Source organism: Streptomyces sp. NPDC005955, assembly GCF_042871255.1.
In the GTDB taxonomy this organism is placed as follows: Bacteria; Actinomycetota; Actinomycetes; order Streptomycetales; family Streptomycetaceae; genus Streptomyces.
Map to the genome: position 1 here is coordinate 94,001 of NZ_JBIAIF010000002.1, position 20,052 is coordinate 114,052.

The following is a 20,052-nucleotide window of genomic DNA, read 5'->3' on the forward strand; positions in this document are numbered from 1 at the left end:
CGCGGGGCGCCCGCCCCGGCCATCCGGACGAGGAGTACGACTGTGACCGATCTGTTCCCGCCCCTGGCGGACCCGGGCCGTGCGGCGCGGCCCGCGCTGGCCTTCGGCGAACGCCGTCTGACGTACGGGGAACTCGGCGGTGCGGCGCGGCGGCTCGGGGAGCGGATCGCCGGCGTCGAACGGGTGGCGGTCTGGGCGACGCCCAGCGCCGAGACCGCGGTCGGTGTGGTGGGCGCGCTGCTCGCCGGGGTGCCCGCGGTGCCGTTGAACCCCCGTTCCGGGGAGAGCGAACTGGCGCACATCGTGGCGGACAGCGCCCCGCGGCGGGTGCTGGTGGCCCCGGGCACCGAACTCCCCGGGGCGCTGCGGGGCGTGGAACGGGTGGAGGTGGACGTCGAGCCGTGGGGGGAGCCGGCGGCACCGGAGCGGCCCGCCGCGGGGGGTCACCCCGACCCGGAGGCACCGGCCCTGGTCGTCTACACCTCGGGGACGACGGGCGCGCCGAAGGGTGCGGTGGTCCCGCGGCGGGCGCTCGCCACGACGCTGGACGCGTTGGCCGAGGCGTGGGCGTGGACGGGGGACGACGTCCTGGTGCACGGGCTGCCGCTGTTCCACGTGCACGGGCTGGTGCTGGGCGTGCTGGGGCCGCTGCGGCTCGGCGGGGAGGTGCGTCATCTGGGCCGGTTCACCCCCGAGGGGGTGGCCCGGGAGCTGGGCGCCGGGGCGAACGTGCTGTTCGGGGTGCCGACGATGTACCACCGACTGGCCGAGGCGCTGCCGGACGATCCGGAGTTGGTGCGGGCGCTGGCCGGGGCGCGGCTGCTGGTGTCGGGGTCGGCGGCGCTGCCGGTGCGGGACCACGAGCGGATCGCGGCGGCCACCGGGCGCCGGGTGGTGGAGCGGTACGGGATGACCGAGACGCTGATGAACACGGCGGTGCGGGTGGACGGCGAGCCGCGGGCCGGGACGGTGGGGCCGCCGCTCGGGGGCGTCGAACTGCGGCTGGTGGACGAGTCGGGCGCGCCGCTGGTGGAGCACGGCCCCGAGTGCGTCGGGGAGATCCAGGTGCGCGGGGCGAACCTGTTCAGCGGGTATCTGAACCGGCCGGACGCGACGGCCGCCGCGTTCGCCGACGGGGGGTGGTTCCGTACGGGGGACATGGCGGTCCTGGAGCCCGACGGCTACGTACGGATCGTGGGCCGCAAGGCGACCGACCTGATCAAGAGCGGCGGCTACAAGATCGGTGCCGGGGAGATCGAGAACGCGTTGCTGGAGCACCCGGGGGTGCGGGAGGTGGCGGTGACGGGCGAGCCGGACGCTGACCTCGGGGAGCGGATCGTCGCCTGGGTGGTGGCCGCCGATCCCGAAGCGCCGCCCTCGGCGGCCGCGTTGGCGGACCACGTGGCCGCGCTCCTCGCCCCGCACAAGCGTCCCCGCACGGTGCGGTACCTGGCGGTGCTGCCGCGCAACGACCTGGGGAAGGTCATGAAGCGGTCCCTGCCGCAGGATGGTTGAGCGCGCCCCGTCCCGAACGGGCGATCCGAACACTGACGCAGGTGTTCCCGCGAACAGGTGATCGTCGCTCAGGAGATTGCCGAGGGCACCGACGACCGGCGATGCTTACGGAGTGCGCACGACGGGATGCATACCGTCACTTCACTTCACGAGCGGGTCCCCCGACCCGTACCGAGCAAGGAGAAACCGTCCCATGAACTTCCTCACCGACGTCCTCGCCGGCCTCGTCCACTTCATCGGCTGGCTGGTCTGACGCTCCGGCGACGTGAACGCGGCGCCGTCTCTCCCGGTCCCACGGGGAGGCGGCGCCGCCGTGCGTTCGTCCGGTTCCGCTGACAGCGGCCCGCAGGTCATGAAGAATGCGGACCACAGCACCGGAACAGCACGGACAGGGCGACGCGCGCACCACGGGGGATGTGTGGACGAGCTGGTGGAGTTCAGGACCGACGACGGCACGACGGTGGTGGTCTCGGCGCCGCGGGAGACGGCCGGGTCCCGCCCGGTGTCACGGGGCGGCAGCGGCCCCACGCAGGCGGCCCGCACCTTCGAGGCCTCCCTGGACGGGGCGCGGGCGGCGGCCGAGTCGGCGCTACGGGTGTTCCGCGACGGCACGCTGCGACCGGACTCCGTCGAGATCGAGTTCGGGGTGCGGCTCACCGCCGAGACCGGTGCCGTGATCGTGAAGGGCGCCGCGGAAGGTCATCTGCTGGTGCGGCTGACCTGGTCGCCCGAGCGCCGTCCGGCGGGCACCGCGGACACCCCCGGTGCCGTGCCGGAGCCGACGCCCGCGGCATGACGGTGAACGCACCGCGCCCGCACCGCCCTTCGCCCACCGAAGAGCTCCTTCCGAAGGGCCCGGCGGGCACCGGTGCCGGTGCCGCTTGGCACGCCCGGGTGGACTGCGGCCGGGAGGTCGGCGCCGGCTTCCTGGTCTCCACCCGTGAGGTGCTGACCTGCGCCCATGTCGTACGGGACGCTCGGCACTCCCCGGTGGAGGTAACGTTCCCGCACGCCAGCGGGCTGGGCCCGGTCGCCGCACGGATCGTCATGGACGGCGGTTGGGCCGGCGGCGATCTGGACCCGGGCGATCTGGCGGTCCTGGAACTGGCCCACGAAGTCCCCCTGACACCGGTCGAGTTCGCCACGCCGGACGAGGGGTACGGGGAGCCGCCGCCACGGCTGCTCCTCCACGGTTTCCCCGACCGGTACGACGAGGGCACCGTCGCCGAGTACCGCATCACCGCCGCCGGTCGACTGCGCGACGAATGGGTGCAGTTGGAGGCGTGGACGGGCCACGGCCAGCCGGTCGCCCCCGGGTTCAGCGGGGCCGCCGTCGTCCTCGCCGCGACGGGCCGGGCGGTCGGCATGGTGACCTCGGCGACCGGGGAGCGCGGCGCCCGGATGCTGCCCGCCGCGGTGCTCGCCCGCTATGCGCCGCGACTCGCCGAGTTGGTGCCCACGCCCGGCTTCGGGCCGGCGGCCAAGGCGACCCTGCGGGGACTGCTGGCGGACGTGGTGCGCACCGGAGCGCCGTGCGTACCGGACCAGCTCTACGCCGAGGCGGTCGATCCGGTGACCGGGCCGCCGTTGCCGCCCGGCGGGTTCCGTTCCCTGTGGGACGTGCTGTGGTACCTGCTGTTCGAGGTGGCGGACCCGGCAGCCCCCGGCCGCTTCGCCCGCCGCCTCGCCGACCTCGTGGACGACCAGGACCTGCGGTTCGCCCTGCACCGGTGGGCCGGCACGGCACCCCGGGGCGCCGCTCCCGCCGCCCCCGCCGACCCCTCAGCGCCCGACTGGTCGCCGATCGTGGTGGAACTCGAACGCAGCGGCGCCGGCGGCGGACAGTACCTCGCCGAGGTGTCGGCCTACCGGGACGGACACCGTCGACTGGTGGGCTCCCGGACCCTCGCCAAACGCGAACTGTCCCGCTACGTCGCCGAGCGCGTCGACGCGGCGTTCCGCGAACTCCCGCACGGCGCGCCGGTGTTGATCGCTTTCGTCCTGCCGCGCCGGTCCCTGAACGAACCCGTCGCCCAGTGGCCGCGCGGCGCGGACGACCCGAGTCCGCTGGGCTGTCTGTACCCGCTGGTCGTGATGGACCGGGACCGGCGCCGACAGGGCTCCCTCCAACACGCGTTGCGCCGCAAGTGGCACCAGCTCGACGGACGGGCCGGCACCGAACTGGTGCGGGTGGAGTGCGGCAGCACCGAGGACCAGGGCCGGCTCACCGTCCGGCTGTTCGACGACGGGCACGTCATGGCGTTCACCGCACCGCCCAAGTCCCCCCGGATGCGCCAGCTGTTCACGGCCGGGCTGAACGGTTCGGTGCCGGTGATGTTGTGGCCGCGCACCGGGTGCGACGGCCGGCACGACGCCGACGGGCCGTGCACGGGCGGCACGTTCCTCGACGAGCTGCGGGCGTACCTGGCCGGGCTCCCCCCGAGCGAGATCCCGCTCCGGGTACGCGCCCTGCGCAAGGACGTCTACCTCTCCGACGACCTCGCCGGGCACTGGGCGCGGGACCTGACCCTGCTGTGGGAGGACCCGCGCTGCTTCCCCGAGCCCTCCGGCCACGCCGCCTCCCCCGTCCGCTGACCCGCACCCGCCCTTCCCTACCCGCCGAGGAGCCCGGTTCATGTCCCAGTGGCCCGTCTACACCGGTGCGTCAGCGCCGCACGACCACGTCGACGCGCTGCCCGACCCACCGCCGTGGCGCGCCTTCGACGGCGGGCCCCCGCTGGAGCCCCCCGCCGACACCGACGGCGACGGCGGGGCCGTCTCCCCGGACCGGGTCCACCGGGCCCGCACCTACCAGGCCACCGAGGAGAGCGTGGACCTCGTCAACGCCGCGCTGTACCTGCGGCGGCCGTTGCTGGTCACCGGCCCGCCCGGCAGCGGCAAGTCCTCGCTCGCCTACGCCGTCGCCCGGGAACTGCGGCTCGGCCCGGTGCTGCGCTGGAACATCACCAGTCGGTCCACCCTCCAGGACGGCCTCTACCAGTACGACCCGCTGGCCCGGCTGTACGCGGTCCGGGCGGCGGCGGTGCGCGCGACGCACGCGGCGGACCCCGTGGGCGCGGCGGCCGACGGGGCGCAGCCCGTGCCCGCCGACGGTGACGGCGGCGGCGATGACGGGGTGGAGGACCATCTGCGGCTGGGCCCGCTCGGCACCGCCCTGCTCCCCTACCGGCGCCCCCGGGCGCTGCTCATCGACGAGATCGACAAGAGCGACCTGGACCTGCCCAACGACCTGCTCAACGTGTTGGAGGAGGGCCAGTACCGGATTCCGGAGCTGGTCCGGGCGGCCCGGCACACCCCGCGCGCCGAGGTGATGGTCGACGGCGGGCGGGACCGGGTGAGCGTGGAGGACGGCACGGTCCGCTGCCGGTCGTTCCCGTTCGTGGTGCTGACCAGCAACGGCGAGCGGGAGTTCCCGCCCGCCTTCCTCCGCCGCTGCGTCTCGCTGCGGCTGCGCCGACCCGACGGCGACCGGCTCGAACGGATCGTCAGCGCGCACCTCGGCGCCCCCGACGACTACGCCCGCGGTCTCATCGCCACCTTCCTGGACCGGTCGGACGCCGGCGAACTCGCCACGGACCACCTGCTGAACGCCATCTACCTGACCGGCGCCGCGGGGCTGACGGGTCCCTCCCGCGATGCGCTCGCCGCGCGGCTGATGCCGTACCTGGAGGGGGGCCCGGAGGCCGGGGACGGTGATGGGTTCTGACCGCGCCGGGCCCGCCGGGGCTCCCGCCGTTGCCGCCGGCGGCCCGGTGGCCCGGCTCGCCGCCGTCCTCACCGCGGCCGGGAGCGGCACCGCGCCCACCGCCACCGAGCTGGCCGAACTGCTGTGGCTCGCCCACCACGCCCGTGCGCAGGGGACCCCGCCCGAGCCGGCCCCCGTGACGCCCGCCCGCCCCCGTACGCCCCTGCACCTGCCGGAACCGGACCGGCCCCCCGCGGACGCCCCGCCGGAGCCCGCCGACCGGACCCCCGACCCGGCGCCCCCGCTCCCCGGCCCGTGGCCCGCCCCCGCCGCCCCGGTCGTCCGGACGCCGCTGCGGGCCGCCGCCCCGCCGATGCTGCCCCGCCCGCTGGCGCTCCAGCGGGCCCTGAGACCGCTGGGCCGACGGGTGGACGCGCCACGGGGCCACGCCCTGGACGAGGGCGCGACCGCGGACCTGACCGCGCGGCTGGCCCCGCTCACCGACACCCCGTGGTGGTGGCTGCCGGTGCTGCGGCCCACCCGGGAACGCTGGCTGCGGCTGCACCTGGTGCACGACGCCGGCCCCACGATGCCCGTGTGGCGGCCCCTGGTCCGGGAACTGCGCACCGCGCTGGCCCGCTCGGGAGTGTTCCGGACGGTGGAGGCGTACCGGTTGGGCGCCGACGGCCGGGTCGGCGGGCCGGGCGGCGCACCGGTACCGCTCCCCGCGGACGGCCGCACGGTGACGCTGCTGGTCAGCGACTGCACGGGCCCCCCGTGGTGGGCCGGCGCGGCGGGCGCCCGCTGGTACGGGACCTTGTGGCGCTGGACGCGGCGGATGCCCGTCGCGGTGCTCCAACCGCTGCCGGAACGGCTGTGGCGGTCCACCGCGCTGTCCCCGGCGGCGGGCCTGCTGTCGGCGCCGAGGCCCGCCGCGCCGAACGCCGCGCTCGCGTTCACCCCCTACGACGGGACCACCGACGCTCCGGACCCGACGGCGCCGCCGACGACCCTGTTGCCCGTCCTGGAGGCCGCTCCCCGCTGGCTGGCCCACTGGTCGGCCCTGATCGCCGACCCGGGCGGCGGCCGGGTGCCCGGCGCCGCGGCCCGGGTGACGTACCGCGCCCGGCCGGACGCCCCCGGCGGACCCGCCCGGGATGACACGGCCGCGCTGCCGCCGGACGAACTGGTGGCCCGGTTCCGCGCCACGGCGTCGCCGGAGGCGTTCCGGCTCGCCGGCCACCTCACCCTGGGCACCCCGCGGCTGCCGGTGATGCGGCTCGTGCACGCCGCGCTGGAGCCCGACCCGCGCCCCCAGCACCTCGCCGAGGTCATCCTGAGCGGCATGCTCACCGGGGGCGGGCCGCCCGAGGAGTACGCGTTCCGGCCCGGGGTGCGGGAGGTCCTGCTCCGGTCGCTGCCCCGCTCCTCCCGGGTGCGGACCCGGGCCCTGCTGGCGCGGGTGGGCGCGCTGATCGACGAGCGCGCCGGCACCACGGCGGGGGCGTTCGGCGCGGAGGCCCTGGTGTCCGGCGGAGCCGGTACGGAGCCCGGGGCCGCCCCCCGCGAGGACCCCATCGCCACGGTGGCCCCGGAGACCCTGCGGTACGCGAGCCGGCCGCCCGCCGAAGCCGAGCCGGCACCCGGCCTGTTCCGCGGGGGCGAGGTCCTCGACGACCGCTACCGGCTGACCCGTCCCCTCCAGCCGGGCGCCTCGCTGTGGCTGGCCCACGATCAGCAGGACGAGTGGGAGGTGGTGGTCCAGCCCTGTGTGATGCCCCGGGGCCACGCGGTCACGGACTTCACCCGCGCCGCCCGTACGCTCCGGGAGCTCCAGCACCCGTGCATCGTCCGGGTCCTCGACTTCGGCGTCCACGGCAGTACCAGGTACCTCGTGATGGAGCACCTGGACGGCATCCCGCTGGGTGCGCTGGCCGCACCCAGCGGGTTCCTGCTGCCGTCCCGGCTGACCACCTCGGTGGCCCGGGGGCTCGCCGACGCCCTGACCGCGCTGGGCGAACACGGCCTCAGCCACGGGGCGATCGGGATGTACAGCGTCATGGTGATGCCGAACGGCACGCCCAAGCTGACGTCGTTCGCACTGGTCACCGAAGCGACCGCCGAGCGGCGGGCCGACGACCTGCGCCGGTTCGCGGCCCTGCTCGCCCTCCTCATGTCGCCCGACGGCGGCCCGGAGCCCCAGGCCGACTTCCTCACCCGGCTGCCGACCTCGGTACGCACCACCATGGCCGGTGCCATCGCGGCCCTGCGCGAGGGGCAGGGCGCCGAAAGCCAAGCGGTGCTCGCCTGGTTGAGCAACCTCGAACCCCGCCGCCTCACCCCGCACTCGGAACAATCGGTGCGCTACACCCTGCTGGGGAGCCCGGAGGTGAGGCGGGCGAGCACCGGTCCCTGGTTCGACCCCACCGAGTCCCCCGGGCACCCCCTCGACCTCACCGAACCCGAGCACTGGGCGATGCTGTGCATGCTGCTGCTCCGGCACGGCTGCCGGAGCAGCCACGACGAACTCGCCGCGGGGCTGTGGCGGGCCGGGCAACAGCCCCCGAACCCCCGGGGCGTCCTCGCCGGACACGCCACCGCCCTCCGCCAGGTCCTCGGCCCCGGCCGGCTCGCCGCGCTACCCGACGGGTACGCCCTGCACACCAGCACCGACTGGGCCGACGTGCACGACCTCGAACGGCTTGCGCAGGAGGCCGAGCGGCTGTGGGACGGCGGCGACGCCGACCGGGCCAACGGGGTGGTCCGCACCGCATTGACCCTGTGGAACGGGACTCCGCTGGCGGGAGTGCAGGGGCCGGCAGCCGACCTGGCCCGGGCCCGACTGACGAGCCTGTGGCTGCGGCTCCTGAAGATCCGCGCCGAGTCCGACATGCTCCAGGGCCGGGCCGCGGTCGCGGCGGACGACCTCGCCCGGGAGCTGACGGCGCACCCGCAGCACCAGGACGTCCTCCTCCGACTACGTCTGAGCGCCCTGAACCTCGCGGGCCGGACCGGCGAGGCACACGAGGCGTACCGGGCCGTGCTCGACGCCGAGCGCCACGGGACCCGGGACGCCGACCCGCAGGAGCAGCCACCGCATTAGCAGCAACCGCGCCGCCGCCCCGCACCCGGCGCGCCCCGAGCCGCCACGACCACCCGTCCGGCGGACCCCCGCCCGGCCCATCCCGTCGTGCGGCGGCCCCCGCCGCGCCCGCACGATCGAGGGGATGACCGCCGCGCGGCCCCGCCGGCCGGTCCGTGCACTCGGGAGGAACGCCGATGAACACCCAAGCCAGTCTGGACCAGTTGCGCCGGTGCCACATCGCGGTGGACCTGGGCGCCGCCCGGACCCGGGTGTTCGTGAAGGGCGTGGGGCTGGCGGTCGACCAGCCGAGCGTGGCCGCCGTCAACACCCGCACCGGCTCGCTGATCGCGGTCGGGGAGTTCGCGGAGCGGATGACGGGCCGCACCCCGGGCTACATCCGGGTGGTGCGGCCGGTCTCGGGCGGTTCCGTCGTCGACATCGAGATGGCGCAGCGGATGCTGCGGCACCTGATCGGCGAGAAGCTGCGCCGGGCGCTGCGCCGCAAACCGTGGCTGCGCGCCGCCGCCTGCACCCCGCACGAGGCCGATCCGCTGGCCCGCCGCGCCGCGGTGGAGACCCTGGTCGGGCTCGGGGCCCGCCGGGTCGAGCTGGTGGACACGCTGATCGCCGCCGCGGTGGGCTGCGGGCTGCCGGTGGAACGGGCCGAGGCAACGATGATCCTGGTGTGCGGGGCGGCCACCACCCAGGTCTCCGTGCTGTCCCTCGGGTCGATCGTCACGGCGGAACGCATGTCGGTCGGCGGGGACGCCATCGACCACGCGATCGTGCAGCACCTGCGGCACCGTCACGAGCTGATGCTGCCCTCCCAGTCGGTGCGCCCGCTGCAACTCGCCCTGTCCGGCAACGGCCTCACCCCGGACGGCCCGACCTCCACCGAGATCCACGGCCGGGACGTGGCCACCGGGCTGGCCCGCTCGGTGCGGGTGGACACGGCGGCGGTGCGGGACGCCATCCACACCCCGTTGACCGCGGTGCTCGACGGGATCGGCAAGGTGCTGCGCGACTGCCCGCCCGATCTGGTCGCCGACCTCGCGGACCGGGGCATCATGCTGGTCGGCGGCAGTGCGCTGCTCCCCGGCCTCGACCAGATGCTGCGGGACGCCACGGGCATGCCGGTGACGATCGCCGACCGGCCCGACGTGTGCGCGATCCTCGGTCTCGGGGCGATGCTGGAGGGCCGCGTCCAGCCGATGGTGCTCGATCCGTTGGCCGGCTGAGTCCCCGGCCGGCCGCAACGGTTGGCATCCTGGAGCGGTGAGCGAAGACGACCGTACGGCGGCGGACGCACCACGTCTGCCGCCGCTCCTCGATGCGGTGCTGGAGGTCGGCACCGACCTGGACCTGCGGGCCACCCTCCAGCACCTGGTGACGCGCGCCGCCGAACTGACCGGTGCCCGCTACGGTGCGCTGGGCGTGCTGGACCCGGCCGGCGGCCCCGGGCGGCCCCGGCTCAGCGAGTTGTACACCACGGGGCTGCCCGCGGGGACGCGGGACCGGGTGGGGCGGCTGCCCGACGGGCACACCGGGTTGATCGGCACGTTGATCGACGACCCCCGGCCGCTGCACATCGCCGATCTGACCGCGGACCCGCGGGCGCACGGGCTGCCGCCGGGCCATCCGCCGATGCGGTCGTTCCTCGGGGCGCCCGTGCCCGTCGGGGACGCGGTGTTCGGGAACCTGTACCTGACGGAGAAGGCGGGCGGCGCCTTCACCGACGAGGACGCCCACCTGCTGCGGGTGTTGGCGGCGCAGGCGGGCATCGCGATCGGCAACGCCCGGCTGTACGAGTCGGCCCGGCAGCGGGAGCGCTGGATCGAGGGGGCGGCGGCGGTGACGACGGCGCTCCTCTCGGGCGGCACGGCCCACGCCCTGGAGACGGTCGCGGAGCGGGCCCGGGTGCTCGCGGACGCGGCGGCCGGGGTGGTCCTGCAACAGGCCCCCGGGGGCGGTCTTGAGGCCGCGGCCGTGGCCGGGCCGCCGGGGTTCGTGGGGCGCACCGACGCGGGGAGCCTGTGGGGTGCCGTGGTCCCGCCGGACAGCCCGGTCCTGGGGCGGCTGCTGGCCGGGGAGCCGGTGTACGTGGCCGACGCGGCGAGCGATCCGCGGACCGCGTCCCCGGCGACCGCGCGTTTCGGGCCCGTGATGATGCTGCCGCTCACCTCCCGGGGGCGGCTCATCGGCACCCTGGCCCTGCCGCGGCACCGGGGCGCCCGCCCGTACACCCCGGTGGAGCGGTCGATGGCGTCCCGGTTCGCGGCGCACGCGGCCCTGGCCCTCGTCCTCGCGGACGCGCAAGCGCGTCGGGAACGCCTCGCCGTGTACGAGGACCGGGACCGGATCGCCCGCGATCTGCACGACCTGGTCGTGCAGCGGCTGTTCGCCACGGGGCTGATGGTGGAGTCCACGCGGCGCCGGGCCGAGCGCACCGACGGGTCCGCCCCGGCGGCCGGGGAGGTGCGGGAGGAGTTGGCGCGGGCGGTGGACGAACTCGACGCGACCGTCCAGGAGGTGCGCACCGCGATCATCGCCCTCCAGCAGCCCCCGACCGACGCGCCCACCACCCTGCGGGGCCGGGTGCTGCGGGAGACGGCGGGTGCCGCGGCGGTCGCCGGGTTCCCGCCGTCGGTGCGGTTCGTGGGCGCCGTCGACGCACGGGTCGGCGATCCGGTGGCGGGGCGCCTCGTGGCGGCGTTGCGTCGCGCGCTGGGTGCCGCGGCCCGCCGGGCGGGGGTGAGTCGGATAGCGGTCACGGTTGACGCGGCGGCGTGTCTGGCGGACGGACGACCGGGGGTGCGGTTGACGGTCCAGGACGACGCCCCGGCGGCCGAGAACGGCACCGGAACCGGTGGTACCGCTCTGACCTGGCACTCCCCGCTCTGATCCGGCGGGCCGGGAGCGGCGGGGGACGCACAGTGAATGAGGGAGTAATGAGGGGTCTCTCATTGCCCTCGACAAGAGGTGGGCTGTCCGGTTTTCTGTCCGTGTCGGCGTGGCCGAAGACGGCGCACACGCCCTGACGGGGAAGCAGGAACCTGACTCCATGGCACGACAGGCACGGGCGATCCAGACGCGCGAGTCCATTCTGCTGGCGGCGGCGGCCGTCTTCGACGAACGCGGGTACAGCTCAGCGACGATCACCGAGATCCTCCAGCGGGCCGGGGTCACCAAGGGCGCGCTGTACTTCCACTTCGCGTCGAAGGAGGAACTGGCCCTCGGGGTGGTCGCGGCCCAACTCGACCTCGGCGAACTGCCACCGCAGCGCACCAAGCTCCAGGAGCTGGTGGACCACGGGCTGCTGTTCGCGCATCGGCTGCTGCACGATCCGCTGACCCGGGCCAGCATGGGGCTCGCGATGGACCAGCGGCGGGACGCCGTGGAGCCCGCGCCACCCCGGGGGACCCCGTACCAGGCGTGGATCGACCGGATCGACCAGGTGCTGAAGGACGCCGAGGCGCGGGGCGAGTTGCTGCCCCATGTGGTGCCCGGTGACACGGCCGAGCTGATGGCCGGGGCCTTCACCGGCATCCAGGGCATGTCGCACGTGTTGTGCGAACGGGCGGACCTGACCCGGCGGGTCATCGTGCTGCTCCAGCACATCCTGCCGAGCATCGCCGTGCCCGCGGTGCTGCCGACGCTCGATCTGGCTCCGGACCGGGCGGAACGGCTGCTCTCCGCCCGCCACGACATCCGCCCGGAGATCGAGGAGCCGGGGGGCGCCCCGGGGGTTCCCGCCCCCCGCCGCACGGTGGCCGTGGCGGCCCGCTGAAGCGTCCCGTACGGCGGGCTCAGCGTCGTACGGCGAGGGCCTGCTGGTCGGTCAGGTCGAAGGCCCGGCGGGCCTCCTCCACCTTGGCCAGGTTCTCCTCGGACCAGGTCGTGAGCGTGGCGAACACCGGGGCGAGGCCGCGCCCGAGGTCGGTGATCTCGTACTCGACCCGGGGCGGCACCTCCGCGTGGTAGGTCCGCGTCACCAGCCCGTCGCGCTCCAACTGCCGTAGCCGTTGGGTCAGTACCTTCGGCGTGATGCCGGTGACGGTGCGCTGCAACTCCACGAAGCGCTGGCGGCCGAACTGGTGGAGCGCCCACAGGATCGGGGTCGTCCAGCGGCTGAAGAGGATGTCGACGACCGGGGAGATCGCGCAGGGTCCCCCGGTGACGGTCTCGGTCTCCGTGTCGATCTCGATCGTCATGCTGTCCTCCTGGTGAGTCACTTTCCTCTAGGTACCCACTATCCCCGAACTGTTAGCTTCGTGTCGTCCCAACGGGCAGGTCGAACAACGGACTTCAGGAGCTGATCATGATCGTCATCACCGGTGCCACGGGAAACGTCGGACGCCCCCTCGTAGCCGCGCTCGCCGAGGCGGGCGAGCGGGTCACCGCCGTCTCCCGACGCCCCGCTCCCGATGCGGGTCCGACGGGGGTCCGCACCGTCGCCGCGGACCTCGGCGACGCGGCGAGCCTGCGGCCGGCGCTGGAGGGCGCCGACGCCCTGTTCCTGATGGTGCCGCCGGACGTCCTCGGCGGCGGGGGCGGTCCCGACGAGATCGTGAAGACGGCCGTGAGCAGCGGCGTCCGCAAGGTCGTCGTCCTGTCCTCGCAGATCAACGGGACCCGGCCGCAGGCGGGTTCGCACCGGGCGCTGCGGGTGTGGGAGGAGGCCGTGCAGGGTTCGGGGCTCGACTGGACGGTGCTGCGGCCGGGGAGCTTCGCCTCCAACGCCCTGGGGTGGGCGGACTCGGTACGTGCCGAGCGCACGGTCTACGCCCCGTTCGGCGAGGTGGCCCTGCCGGTGGTGGACCCGGCCGACCTCGCGGAGGTCGCGGCCGTGGTGCTGCGCGAGGAGGGGCACGCGGGCCGCGTCCACGAGTTGACGGGTCCGGTGGCGGTGAGCCCCCGGGAGCAGGCCGCGGCGCTCGGCGCGGCGCTGGGGGTTCCCCTCACCTTCGTGGAGCTGACGCGGGCGCAGGCCCGGGCGCGGATGGTGGAGTTCCTGCCGGAGGCGGTGGCCGACGGGACCCTCGACATCCTCGGGGCGCCGTTGGCCGCGGAGCAGCGGGTGAGTCCTGCGGTGGAGGCGTTGTTGGGGCGGGCGCCGCGGTCCTTCCGTGCGTGGGCGGACCGCGCGGCCGCGGCCTTCCGCTGAGACGGTGCCCTGCGCGCCTTTGGGTACGTCTGCCTGGGCGTGCGCGGTCCCCTGCGGGTGCGTGGCGCTTGCCCGCGCAGTTCCCCGCGCCCCTCTAGGTGCGTCCCGGCTGGGGTGCGTCGTCCAGCCGAGCTGCGTCCCGCGTTCGCGCAGTTCCCCGCGCCCCTTTTCGGTGCGCCCTGGCGGGGGTGCGCTGTGCTTGTGCGGGTGTGTGGTGGTTGCTCGCGCCGTTCCCCGCGCCCCTTTGGGGCGCTCCGTGCCGCGCACCCCGAGCGGGGCGTACGGGATCAGGGGCGCGGGGAACTGCGCAACACCACAGCGCACCCCGCCGGACAACGCAGCCCAGCGTGAGCGCACCTCAGGGGCGCGGGGAACGGCGCGGACGACCACAGCGCACCCCGCTGGACAACGCAGCCCAGCCGGGAAGACGCACCCGCAGGACCGTGCCGCTCAGTCGACCTCGGCGACCGCCTCCGCGAACTGCGCCGCGTAGAGCCGAGCGTAAGCACCCCCGGTGAGCAGGAGTTCCTCGTGCGTGCCCTGCTCGACGATGGCCCCGTTCTCCATCACCAGGATGGTGTCCGCGTCCCGGATGGTGGAGAGCCGGTGGGCGATGACGAAGGACGTGCGGTCCCGCGCGAGCCGCGCCATCGCCTTCTGGATCAGGACCTCCGTACGAGTGTCCACGGAACTCGTCGCCTCGTCGAGGACGAGGATCACCGGCTCGGACAGGAACGCCCGGGCGATGGTGATGAGCTGCTTCTCCCCCGCGCTGACCCCGGCGCCCTCGTCGTCGAGCACGGTGTCGTACCCGTCGGGCAGGGTGCGGATGAACCGGTCTGCGTGCGCGGCCTTCGCTGCTTCCTCGATCTCCTCCCGGGACACCTCGCGGGAGGCCCCGTAGGCGATGTTGTCGGCGATCGTGCCGCCGAACAGCCAGGTGTCCTGGAGGACCATCCCGATCCCGGAGCGCAGTTCGTCGCGGGACATGCCGGCGATGTCGACCCCGTCGACGGTGATCCGTCCGCCGGTGACCTCGTAGAACCGCATCAGCAGGTTGACGAGGGTGGTCTTGCCGGCGCCGGTGGGACCGACGATGGCGACCGTGTGACCGGGCTCGACGGCCAGCGACAGGTCCTCGATGAGCGGCTTGTCGTCCTGGTAGCGGAAGGACACGTGCTCCAGGGCGACCCGGCCGGTGCGCTCCACGGGCCGTGCCGGCCGCTCGGGGTCGGGTTCCTGTTCGGGGGCGTCGAGCAGTTCGAAGACCCGCTCGGCGGAGGCGACCCCGGACTGCACCAGGTTCGCCATGGAGGCGACCTGGGTGAGCGGCATGGAGAACTGCCGCGAGTACTGGACGAACGCCTGGACGTCACCGATGGACAGCGAGCCGGAGGCGACCCGCAGTCCGCCGACGACGGCGACGAGCACGTAGTTCAGGTTCGACACGAAGAACAGCAGGGGCTGCATCAGACCGCTGGTGAACTGGGCCCGGAACCCGGCCTCGTACAGCGCGTCGTTCTCCTCGGCGAACCGGCGCGCGGACTCCTCCTGCCGGCCGAAGACCTTCACCAGCGCGTGACCGGTGTACATCTCCTCGACATGGGCGCTGAGGGCGCCGGTGGAGCGCCACTGGCGGACGAACTGCGGCTGGGACCGCTTGCCGACCCGGGTGGCGATCACGAACGACAGCGGCACGGTGACCAGGGCGACCAGGGCGAGCAGCGGCGAGATCAGGAACATCATGATCAGCACGCCGATGATCGTCAGCAGTGAGTTGACGAGTTGCCCGAGGCTCTGTTGCAGGGTCTGGCCGATGTTGTCGAGGTCGTTGGTGGCCCGGCTCAGCACCTCGCCGCGCTGCCGCTTGTCGAAGTACGACAGGGGCAGTCGGGACAGCTTCGCCTGGACGTCCCGGCGCATCCGGCCCACCGTGCGGTTGACGGCCCGGTTGCCGAGCCGGGTGGCGACCAGCATCAGCAGGCCGCCGATGACGAAGGTGCCCAGCGCGAAGCCGAGGACCGCGCCGACGGCCCCGAAGTCGATGCCCTCGCCGGGGGTGAAGTCCACCCCGGTCAGCATGTCGGCGACACCGCCCTCACCGCGGTCCCGCAGTCCTGCGATCGCCTCCTCCTTGCTCTGTCCGGCGGGCATCTGCTGGCCGACGACCCCGGCGAAGACCAGGTCGGTCGCGATGCCGAGGATCTTGGGGCCGAGCACCGACACGCCGACGCTGAGCAGGGCGCAGCCGATCATCACGTACATCGTGATGCGGTCGGGCCGGAACTGGCTCAGCAGGCGGGTGCCCGAGCCCTTGAAGTCCATGGAGCGATGGTCGGGTCCGGCCCCGGCCATCATCCGTCCCGCGGGCCCCGCCATCAGGCCGCCTCCGCTTCCGTGAGCTGGGAGAGCACGATCTCCCGGTAGGTCTCGTTGTCCCGCATGAGGTCCGTGTGCCGTCCGGCGCCGACCACGTGGCCCTCGTCGAGGACGAGGATGCGGTCGGCGTCGCGGATGGTGGCCACCCGCTGGGCGACGATGACGACGGTGGCCTCCGCGGTCTCCTCGGCCAGGGCGGCCCGCAGCGCGGCGTCCGTGGCGTAGTCGAGGGCGGAGAACGAGTCGTCGAAGAGGTAGATCTCCGGCCGTTGGACGAGGGTGCGGGCGATCGCCAGCCGCTGGCGTTGGCCGCCGGAGACGTTGGTGCCGCCCTGGGAGATCGGCGCGTTCAGTCCGCCCTCCAGGTGGGTCTCCACGAAGTCGCGGGCCTGGGCGACCTCCAGCGCGTGCCACAGCTCCTCGTCGGTGGCGTCGGGGTTGCCGTACCGCAGGTTGGTGGCGACGGTGCCGGCGAACAGGTACGGCTTCTGCGGCACCAGCCCGACGGTGCGGGCGAGCAGCTTCGGGTCGATGTCGCGGACGTCGACCCCGTCGACCAGCACGGCGCCCTCGGTGACGTCGAAGAGGCGGGGCACGAGCCCCAGGAGGGTGGTCTTGCCGCTGCCGGTGGAGCCGATGACGGCGGTGGTCTCGCCGGGGCGGGCCACCAGGTCGACGGCCTTGAGCACGGGTTCCTCGGCGCCCGGGTAGCGGAACCCGGCGCCGCGCAGCTCCAGATGCCCGTGGGAGCGCAGTTCCCGTACGGCGGCGGCCGGCGGCACCACGCTGGACTCGGTGCCGAGGACTTCTTGGATGCGCTCGGCGCACACCTCGGCGCGCGGCACCATCATGAACATGAAGGTGGCCATCATCACCGACATCACTATCTGCATCAGATAGGCGAGGAACGCGGTCAGCGAGCCGATCTCCATCGCGCCGCTCTCGATGCGGTGCGCCCCGAACCAGACGACGGCGACCGAGGAGACGTTCACGACGGTCATCACGATGGGGAACATCAGCGCGAGGAGCCGCCCGGTTCCCAGCGACATCTCGGTCAGTTCGTCGTTGGCGCCGCGGAAGCGCTCCTGTTCGTAGCCGTCGCGGACGAACGCGCGGATCACCCGGTTGCCGGTGATCTGCTCGCGCAGCAGCCGGTTCACGGTGTCCAGGCGCACCTGCATGGACCGGAACAGGGGCCGCAGCTTGCGGACGATCACGGTGACGCTGATGCCGAGCACCGGCACCACGGCGATCAGCACCGTCGACAGCGGGACGTCCTGGCCGAGGGCCATCACGATCCCGCCGACGCACATGATGGGCGCGGAGACCATCAGGGTGAACGCCATCAGCACGAGCATCTGGACCTGCTGGACGTCGTTCGTGGTGCGGGTGATCAGCGAGGGCGCACCGAAGTGGCCGACCTCGCGGGTGGAGAACGACTGGACCCGGTCGAACACGGCGCCCCGCACGTCCCGACCGAGCGCGGCGGCAGTGCGCGCCCCGAGGTAGACGGCCCCGATGTTGCAGACCACCTGCACCAGCGTGACGGCGATCATCAGTCCGCCGAAGCCCATGATGAAGCCGGTGTCGCCCCGGACCACCCCACGGTCGATGATGTCGGCGTTCATCGTGGGCAGGTACAGGGTCGCGCAGGTCTGGAGGAACTGGAGCGCCACCAGGACGGCGACGGGTTTTCGATACGGACCCAGATGGGTCCTCAGCAGTCGTATGAGCACGTGCGGGTCTCGCTCACTGGGGTTCTGGGGGCGGACCGACCGGCCGGCCGGCCGCTCGGGGGCACCTTCGGCACACCACCCCCCATCGTCCACCGTGCCCCGCCCGTTACCCCAGCGGATTAACCCAACAGCGGGCCAAGAACCGCCCGGGTGCCCCGCCGGCGCCCCGCCCGTGCTCGCTGGAACGGGCCGGGACCCACCGGGACCCGTGGGTGATCAGCCGGCGAACGCGCCCGGGTGGGTCTGCTCCCGCACGACCGCGTACTGCTGCCGCACGGCCTGCCCCACGGCCAGTTCCTCGCCCGGGTCGTGGACCTGGCCGGTCGCGCCGGGCCAGGTGGGCGGCGTGCGGGGGTCGAGCGTCCCGCGGGAGACGCCCAGCGCCCACGCGGCCTGCCGCGCCGCGCCGAGCGCCGCGTACTCGGCGGGCTGCGGGACGACGATCTGCGCGCCGAGCAGCGAGGGCGCGGAGGCCTGGACTGCGGGGAGGTCGGCGGCGGCGCCCAGCAGGAACACCCGGCGCACCTCCACCCCGCGTCCGCGCAGCACGTCGAGGGCGTCGGCGAGTCCGCAGAGCATGCCCTCGACGGCGGCCCGCGCCAGGTGCTCGGGCTTCATCGCCTCGCGCCGCAGCCCGGCGAGGGTTCCGGCGGTGTGCGGCAGGTGCGGGGTGCGCTCGCCCTCCAGATAGGGCAGGAGGACCAGGCCGTGCGCACCGGGCGTGGACTTCAGGGCGAGTGCGGACAGGGCGTCGAGGTCGGGCAGGCCGAGCATCTCGGCGGTGCCGCGCAGGGTGCGCACGGCGTTGAGGGTGTGCACGACCGGCAGGTGCATGCCCGTCGCGTCGGCGAGGGAGGTGATCATGCCGCTGGGGTCGGCGAGGGCCTCGCGGTGGACCGCCATCACGGAGCCGGAGGCGCCCAGCGAGACGACGGCGTCCCCCAGGCCGATGCCGAGGCCGAACGCGGCGGCCATGGTGCCGCCGGTGCCGGCGGAGATCAGCAGTCCCTCCGGAGTGGTCCCCGCGGCCTCGGCGGGCCCCAGTACGTCGGGCAGCGCCGCCTGCCGGCCGAGCGCCATTTCCATCAGGTCGGGCCGGTAGCCGCCGGTCGCCGCCGACCAGTAGCCGGTGCCGGAGGCGCCGCCCCGGTCGGTGGTGCGGCGCAGCGGGCGGCCGAGGAGCTGCCACACCAGCCAGTCGTGGGCCTGGAGGACCAGGGCGACGCGCTGGGCGGCTTCGGGTTCGTTCGCGGCGAGCCAACGGAGCTTGGCGACGGGGTTCGCCGCCTGCGGCACGCAGCCCACGGCCTGGGCCCACGCCTCGCGCCCGCCGAGCGCCTCGACCAGGTCGGCGGCGGCGATCTGGGCCCGGCGGTCGCCGCCCACCAGGGCGGGACGGATCGTCGCGCCCTGCTGGTCGAGCGGGACGAGGGCGTTCTGCTGGGCGGACACGCCGATCGCCTCGACGCCTTCGAGGACCCCGCCGGCCGCGGCCTCCCCGAGGGAGAGCAGCCAGACCTGTGGGTCGACGTCACTGGGTCGCCCGCCCTCCCCGCTCCCCCCGGGCGTCCCCTCCAGGGGATGCGGGGCGTACCCCTGCCTGATCACGGCACCCGTGTCCGTGTCACAGACCACGATGCGCGTGGAGTCGGGCGTGCTGTCCAGACCGGCGACTATCCCCATGCGGGAATTCTGCACCACGTTCGGGTGTGTGCCGTACCACAGCCCGGTACGAGCCGGGCACCCTCAGGTGTTGCTGGTGCCCCAGTCGTCGTTCTGCGCACCCTTGCCGCGCTCGCGCAGCGTCCGGACGCGTTCGGTGACGGAGTCCGGCACCCGGTCCCCGACCCGCTCGGTCACCGAGTGCAGGGCCTTGCCCGCCACCTCGCGACCCTGCTGCGCGGCGGTCTCCGCGGCGTTGCGGACCGCGGGGTTCTCCGCGAACTGTCGGACCGACTTCTTCAGCTGCTCGTACCGCTCCCGTCCAGCCCTGGTTCCCAGGACGTAGCCGAGGGCCAGCCCGGCGACGAATGTGAGCCGGTAGCGCATGGAGCCACCCTTCCCTTGCATCTCGGTGTGGAGCGCGGGAGTACCGATTGGCGGAGCACCCCCCTGCTTGCGCTAATGTATGTGTCGCAGCGAACGAGCGCTTCCTGGCGAATACCCGGACAGGCGCGTTCGATGCGAACGAGGCAATCCCCTGTAGCTCAATTGGCAGAGCAGCCGGCTGTTAACCGGCAGGTTACTGGTTCGAGTCCAGTCGGGGGAGCTCGATCCTCCGTAGCTCAATTGGCAGAGCAGCCGGCTGTTAACCGGCAGGTTACTGGTTCGAGTCCAGTCGGGGGAGCAGCCGAGAAGGACCCCCATCGGGGTCCTTTTTCATGTCCGGTGGAACCGTACGGGGACGCCGGAGGTCTCCATGGTCAGCGGAGCCGACCGTGCGGAGCAGGAGATCGTATGAGCGGCT

14 protein-coding genes and 2 tRNA genes are annotated in these 20,052 nt (G+C 74.2%); 11 read left to right on the top strand and 5 right to left on the bottom strand.

The window, feature by feature from the left end; genetic code table 11:
* The first annotated feature begins 42 nt into the window (after positions 1-42).
* From ACFYOU_RS05790 to ACFYOU_RS05825, 8 genes are all read left to right on the top strand, one after another.
* Entirely contained in the window at positions 43-1,515 is a 1,473-nt protein-coding gene (locus ACFYOU_RS05790; protein WP_391303836.1) for an AMP-binding protein, read from the top strand.
* Between the two features lie 418 nt (positions 1,516-1,933).
* Positions 1,934-2,311: a CU044_2847 family protein gene (locus ACFYOU_RS05795; RefSeq protein ID WP_389762827.1), complete on the top strand. Its 378-nt coding sequence runs from the start codon at positions 1,934-1,936 to the stop codon at positions 2,309-2,311.
* Positions 2,308-4,110 (top strand): trypsin-like peptidase domain-containing protein, encoded by a 1,803-nt coding sequence (locus ACFYOU_RS05800; protein ID WP_391303837.1) that lies wholly within the window; start codon positions 2,308-2,310, stop codon positions 4,108-4,110. Before ACFYOU_RS05795 ends, ACFYOU_RS05800 begins: the two co-directional genes overlap by 4 nt.
* Positions 4,111-4,150: 40 nt before the next feature.
* The gene (locus tag ACFYOU_RS05805; RefSeq protein ID WP_391303838.1) at positions 4,151-5,242 is read left to right on the top strand and encodes an AAA family ATPase; all 1,092 of its coding nucleotides are present in this window, start codon (positions 4,151-4,153) and stop codon (positions 5,240-5,242) included.
* Complete coding sequence (locus ACFYOU_RS05810) at positions 5,232-8,324, top strand: SAV_2336 N-terminal domain-related protein (RefSeq protein WP_391303839.1); 3,093 nt, start codon at positions 5,232-5,234, stop codon at positions 8,322-8,324. The genes ACFYOU_RS05805 and ACFYOU_RS05810 overlap by 11 nt, the downstream gene beginning before the upstream one ends.
* Positions 8,325-8,500: 176 nt before the next feature.
* Positions 8,501-9,544, top strand: coding sequence for a rod shape-determining protein (locus tag ACFYOU_RS05815; RefSeq protein ID WP_389762834.1), 1,044 nt, complete (start codon positions 8,501-8,503; stop codon positions 9,542-9,544).
* A gap of 37 nt (positions 9,545-9,581) precedes the next feature.
* Positions 9,582-11,207, top strand: a complete 1,626-nt coding sequence (locus tag ACFYOU_RS05820) for a GAF domain-containing protein (protein ID WP_391303840.1) — start codon at positions 9,582-9,584, stop codon at positions 11,205-11,207.
* A gap of 160 nt (positions 11,208-11,367) precedes the next feature.
* The gene (locus ACFYOU_RS05825; RefSeq protein WP_391303841.1) at positions 11,368-12,093 is read left to right on the top strand and encodes a ScbR family autoregulator-binding transcription factor; all 726 of its coding nucleotides are present in this window, start codon (positions 11,368-11,370) and stop codon (positions 12,091-12,093) included.
* 19 nt (positions 12,094-12,112) lie between these two features.
* Here the strand turns inward: ACFYOU_RS05825 and ACFYOU_RS05830 are convergent, their stop codons facing one another.
* On the bottom strand, positions 12,113-12,517 hold the full coding sequence (locus ACFYOU_RS05830) for a winged helix-turn-helix transcriptional regulator (protein ID WP_391303842.1): 405 nt from the start codon (positions 12,515-12,517) through the stop codon (positions 12,113-12,115).
* 107 nt (positions 12,518-12,624) lie between these two features.
* Between ACFYOU_RS05830 and ACFYOU_RS05835 the strand changes: the two genes are divergently transcribed.
* Positions 12,625-13,470, top strand: coding sequence for an NAD(P)H-binding protein (locus ACFYOU_RS05835; RefSeq protein WP_391303843.1), 846 nt, complete (start codon positions 12,625-12,627; stop codon positions 13,468-13,470).
* A gap of 450 nt (positions 13,471-13,920) precedes the next feature.
* Here ACFYOU_RS05835 and ACFYOU_RS05840 read toward each other — a convergent pair whose 3' ends face one another.
* The 4 genes from ACFYOU_RS05840 to ACFYOU_RS05855 form a co-directional block, all read right to left on the bottom strand.
* On the bottom strand, positions 13,921-15,849 hold the full coding sequence (locus tag ACFYOU_RS05840; protein WP_389762844.1) for an ABC transporter ATP-binding protein: 1,929 nt from the start codon (positions 15,847-15,849) through the stop codon (positions 13,921-13,923).
* Positions 15,849-17,585, bottom strand: a complete 1,737-nt coding sequence (locus ACFYOU_RS05845; protein ID WP_389762846.1) for an ABC transporter ATP-binding protein — start codon at positions 17,583-17,585, stop codon at positions 15,849-15,851. Before ACFYOU_RS05845 ends, ACFYOU_RS05840 begins: the two co-directional genes overlap by 1 nt.
* A 216-nt stretch (positions 17,586-17,801) precedes the next feature.
* The gene (locus tag ACFYOU_RS05850; protein ID WP_391303844.1) at positions 17,802-19,268 is read right to left on the bottom strand and encodes an FGGY family carbohydrate kinase; all 1,467 of its coding nucleotides are present in this window, start codon (positions 19,266-19,268) and stop codon (positions 17,802-17,804) included.
* Positions 19,269-19,331: 63 nt separating this feature from the next.
* A complete protein-coding gene (locus ACFYOU_RS05855; protein WP_385487825.1) occupies positions 19,332-19,634 on the bottom strand; it encodes a YtxH domain-containing protein in 303 nt (100 codons plus the stop codon).
* 147 nt (positions 19,635-19,781) lie between these two features.
* Between ACFYOU_RS05855 and ACFYOU_RS05860 the strand changes: the two genes are divergently transcribed.
* Positions 19,782-19,854: transfer RNA gene (locus ACFYOU_RS05860), tRNA-Asn, on the top strand.
* Positions 19,855-19,859: 5 nt separating this feature from the next.
* Positions 19,860-19,932: transfer RNA gene (locus ACFYOU_RS05865), tRNA-Asn, on the top strand.
* Positions 19,933-20,052 lie beyond the last annotated feature (120 nt).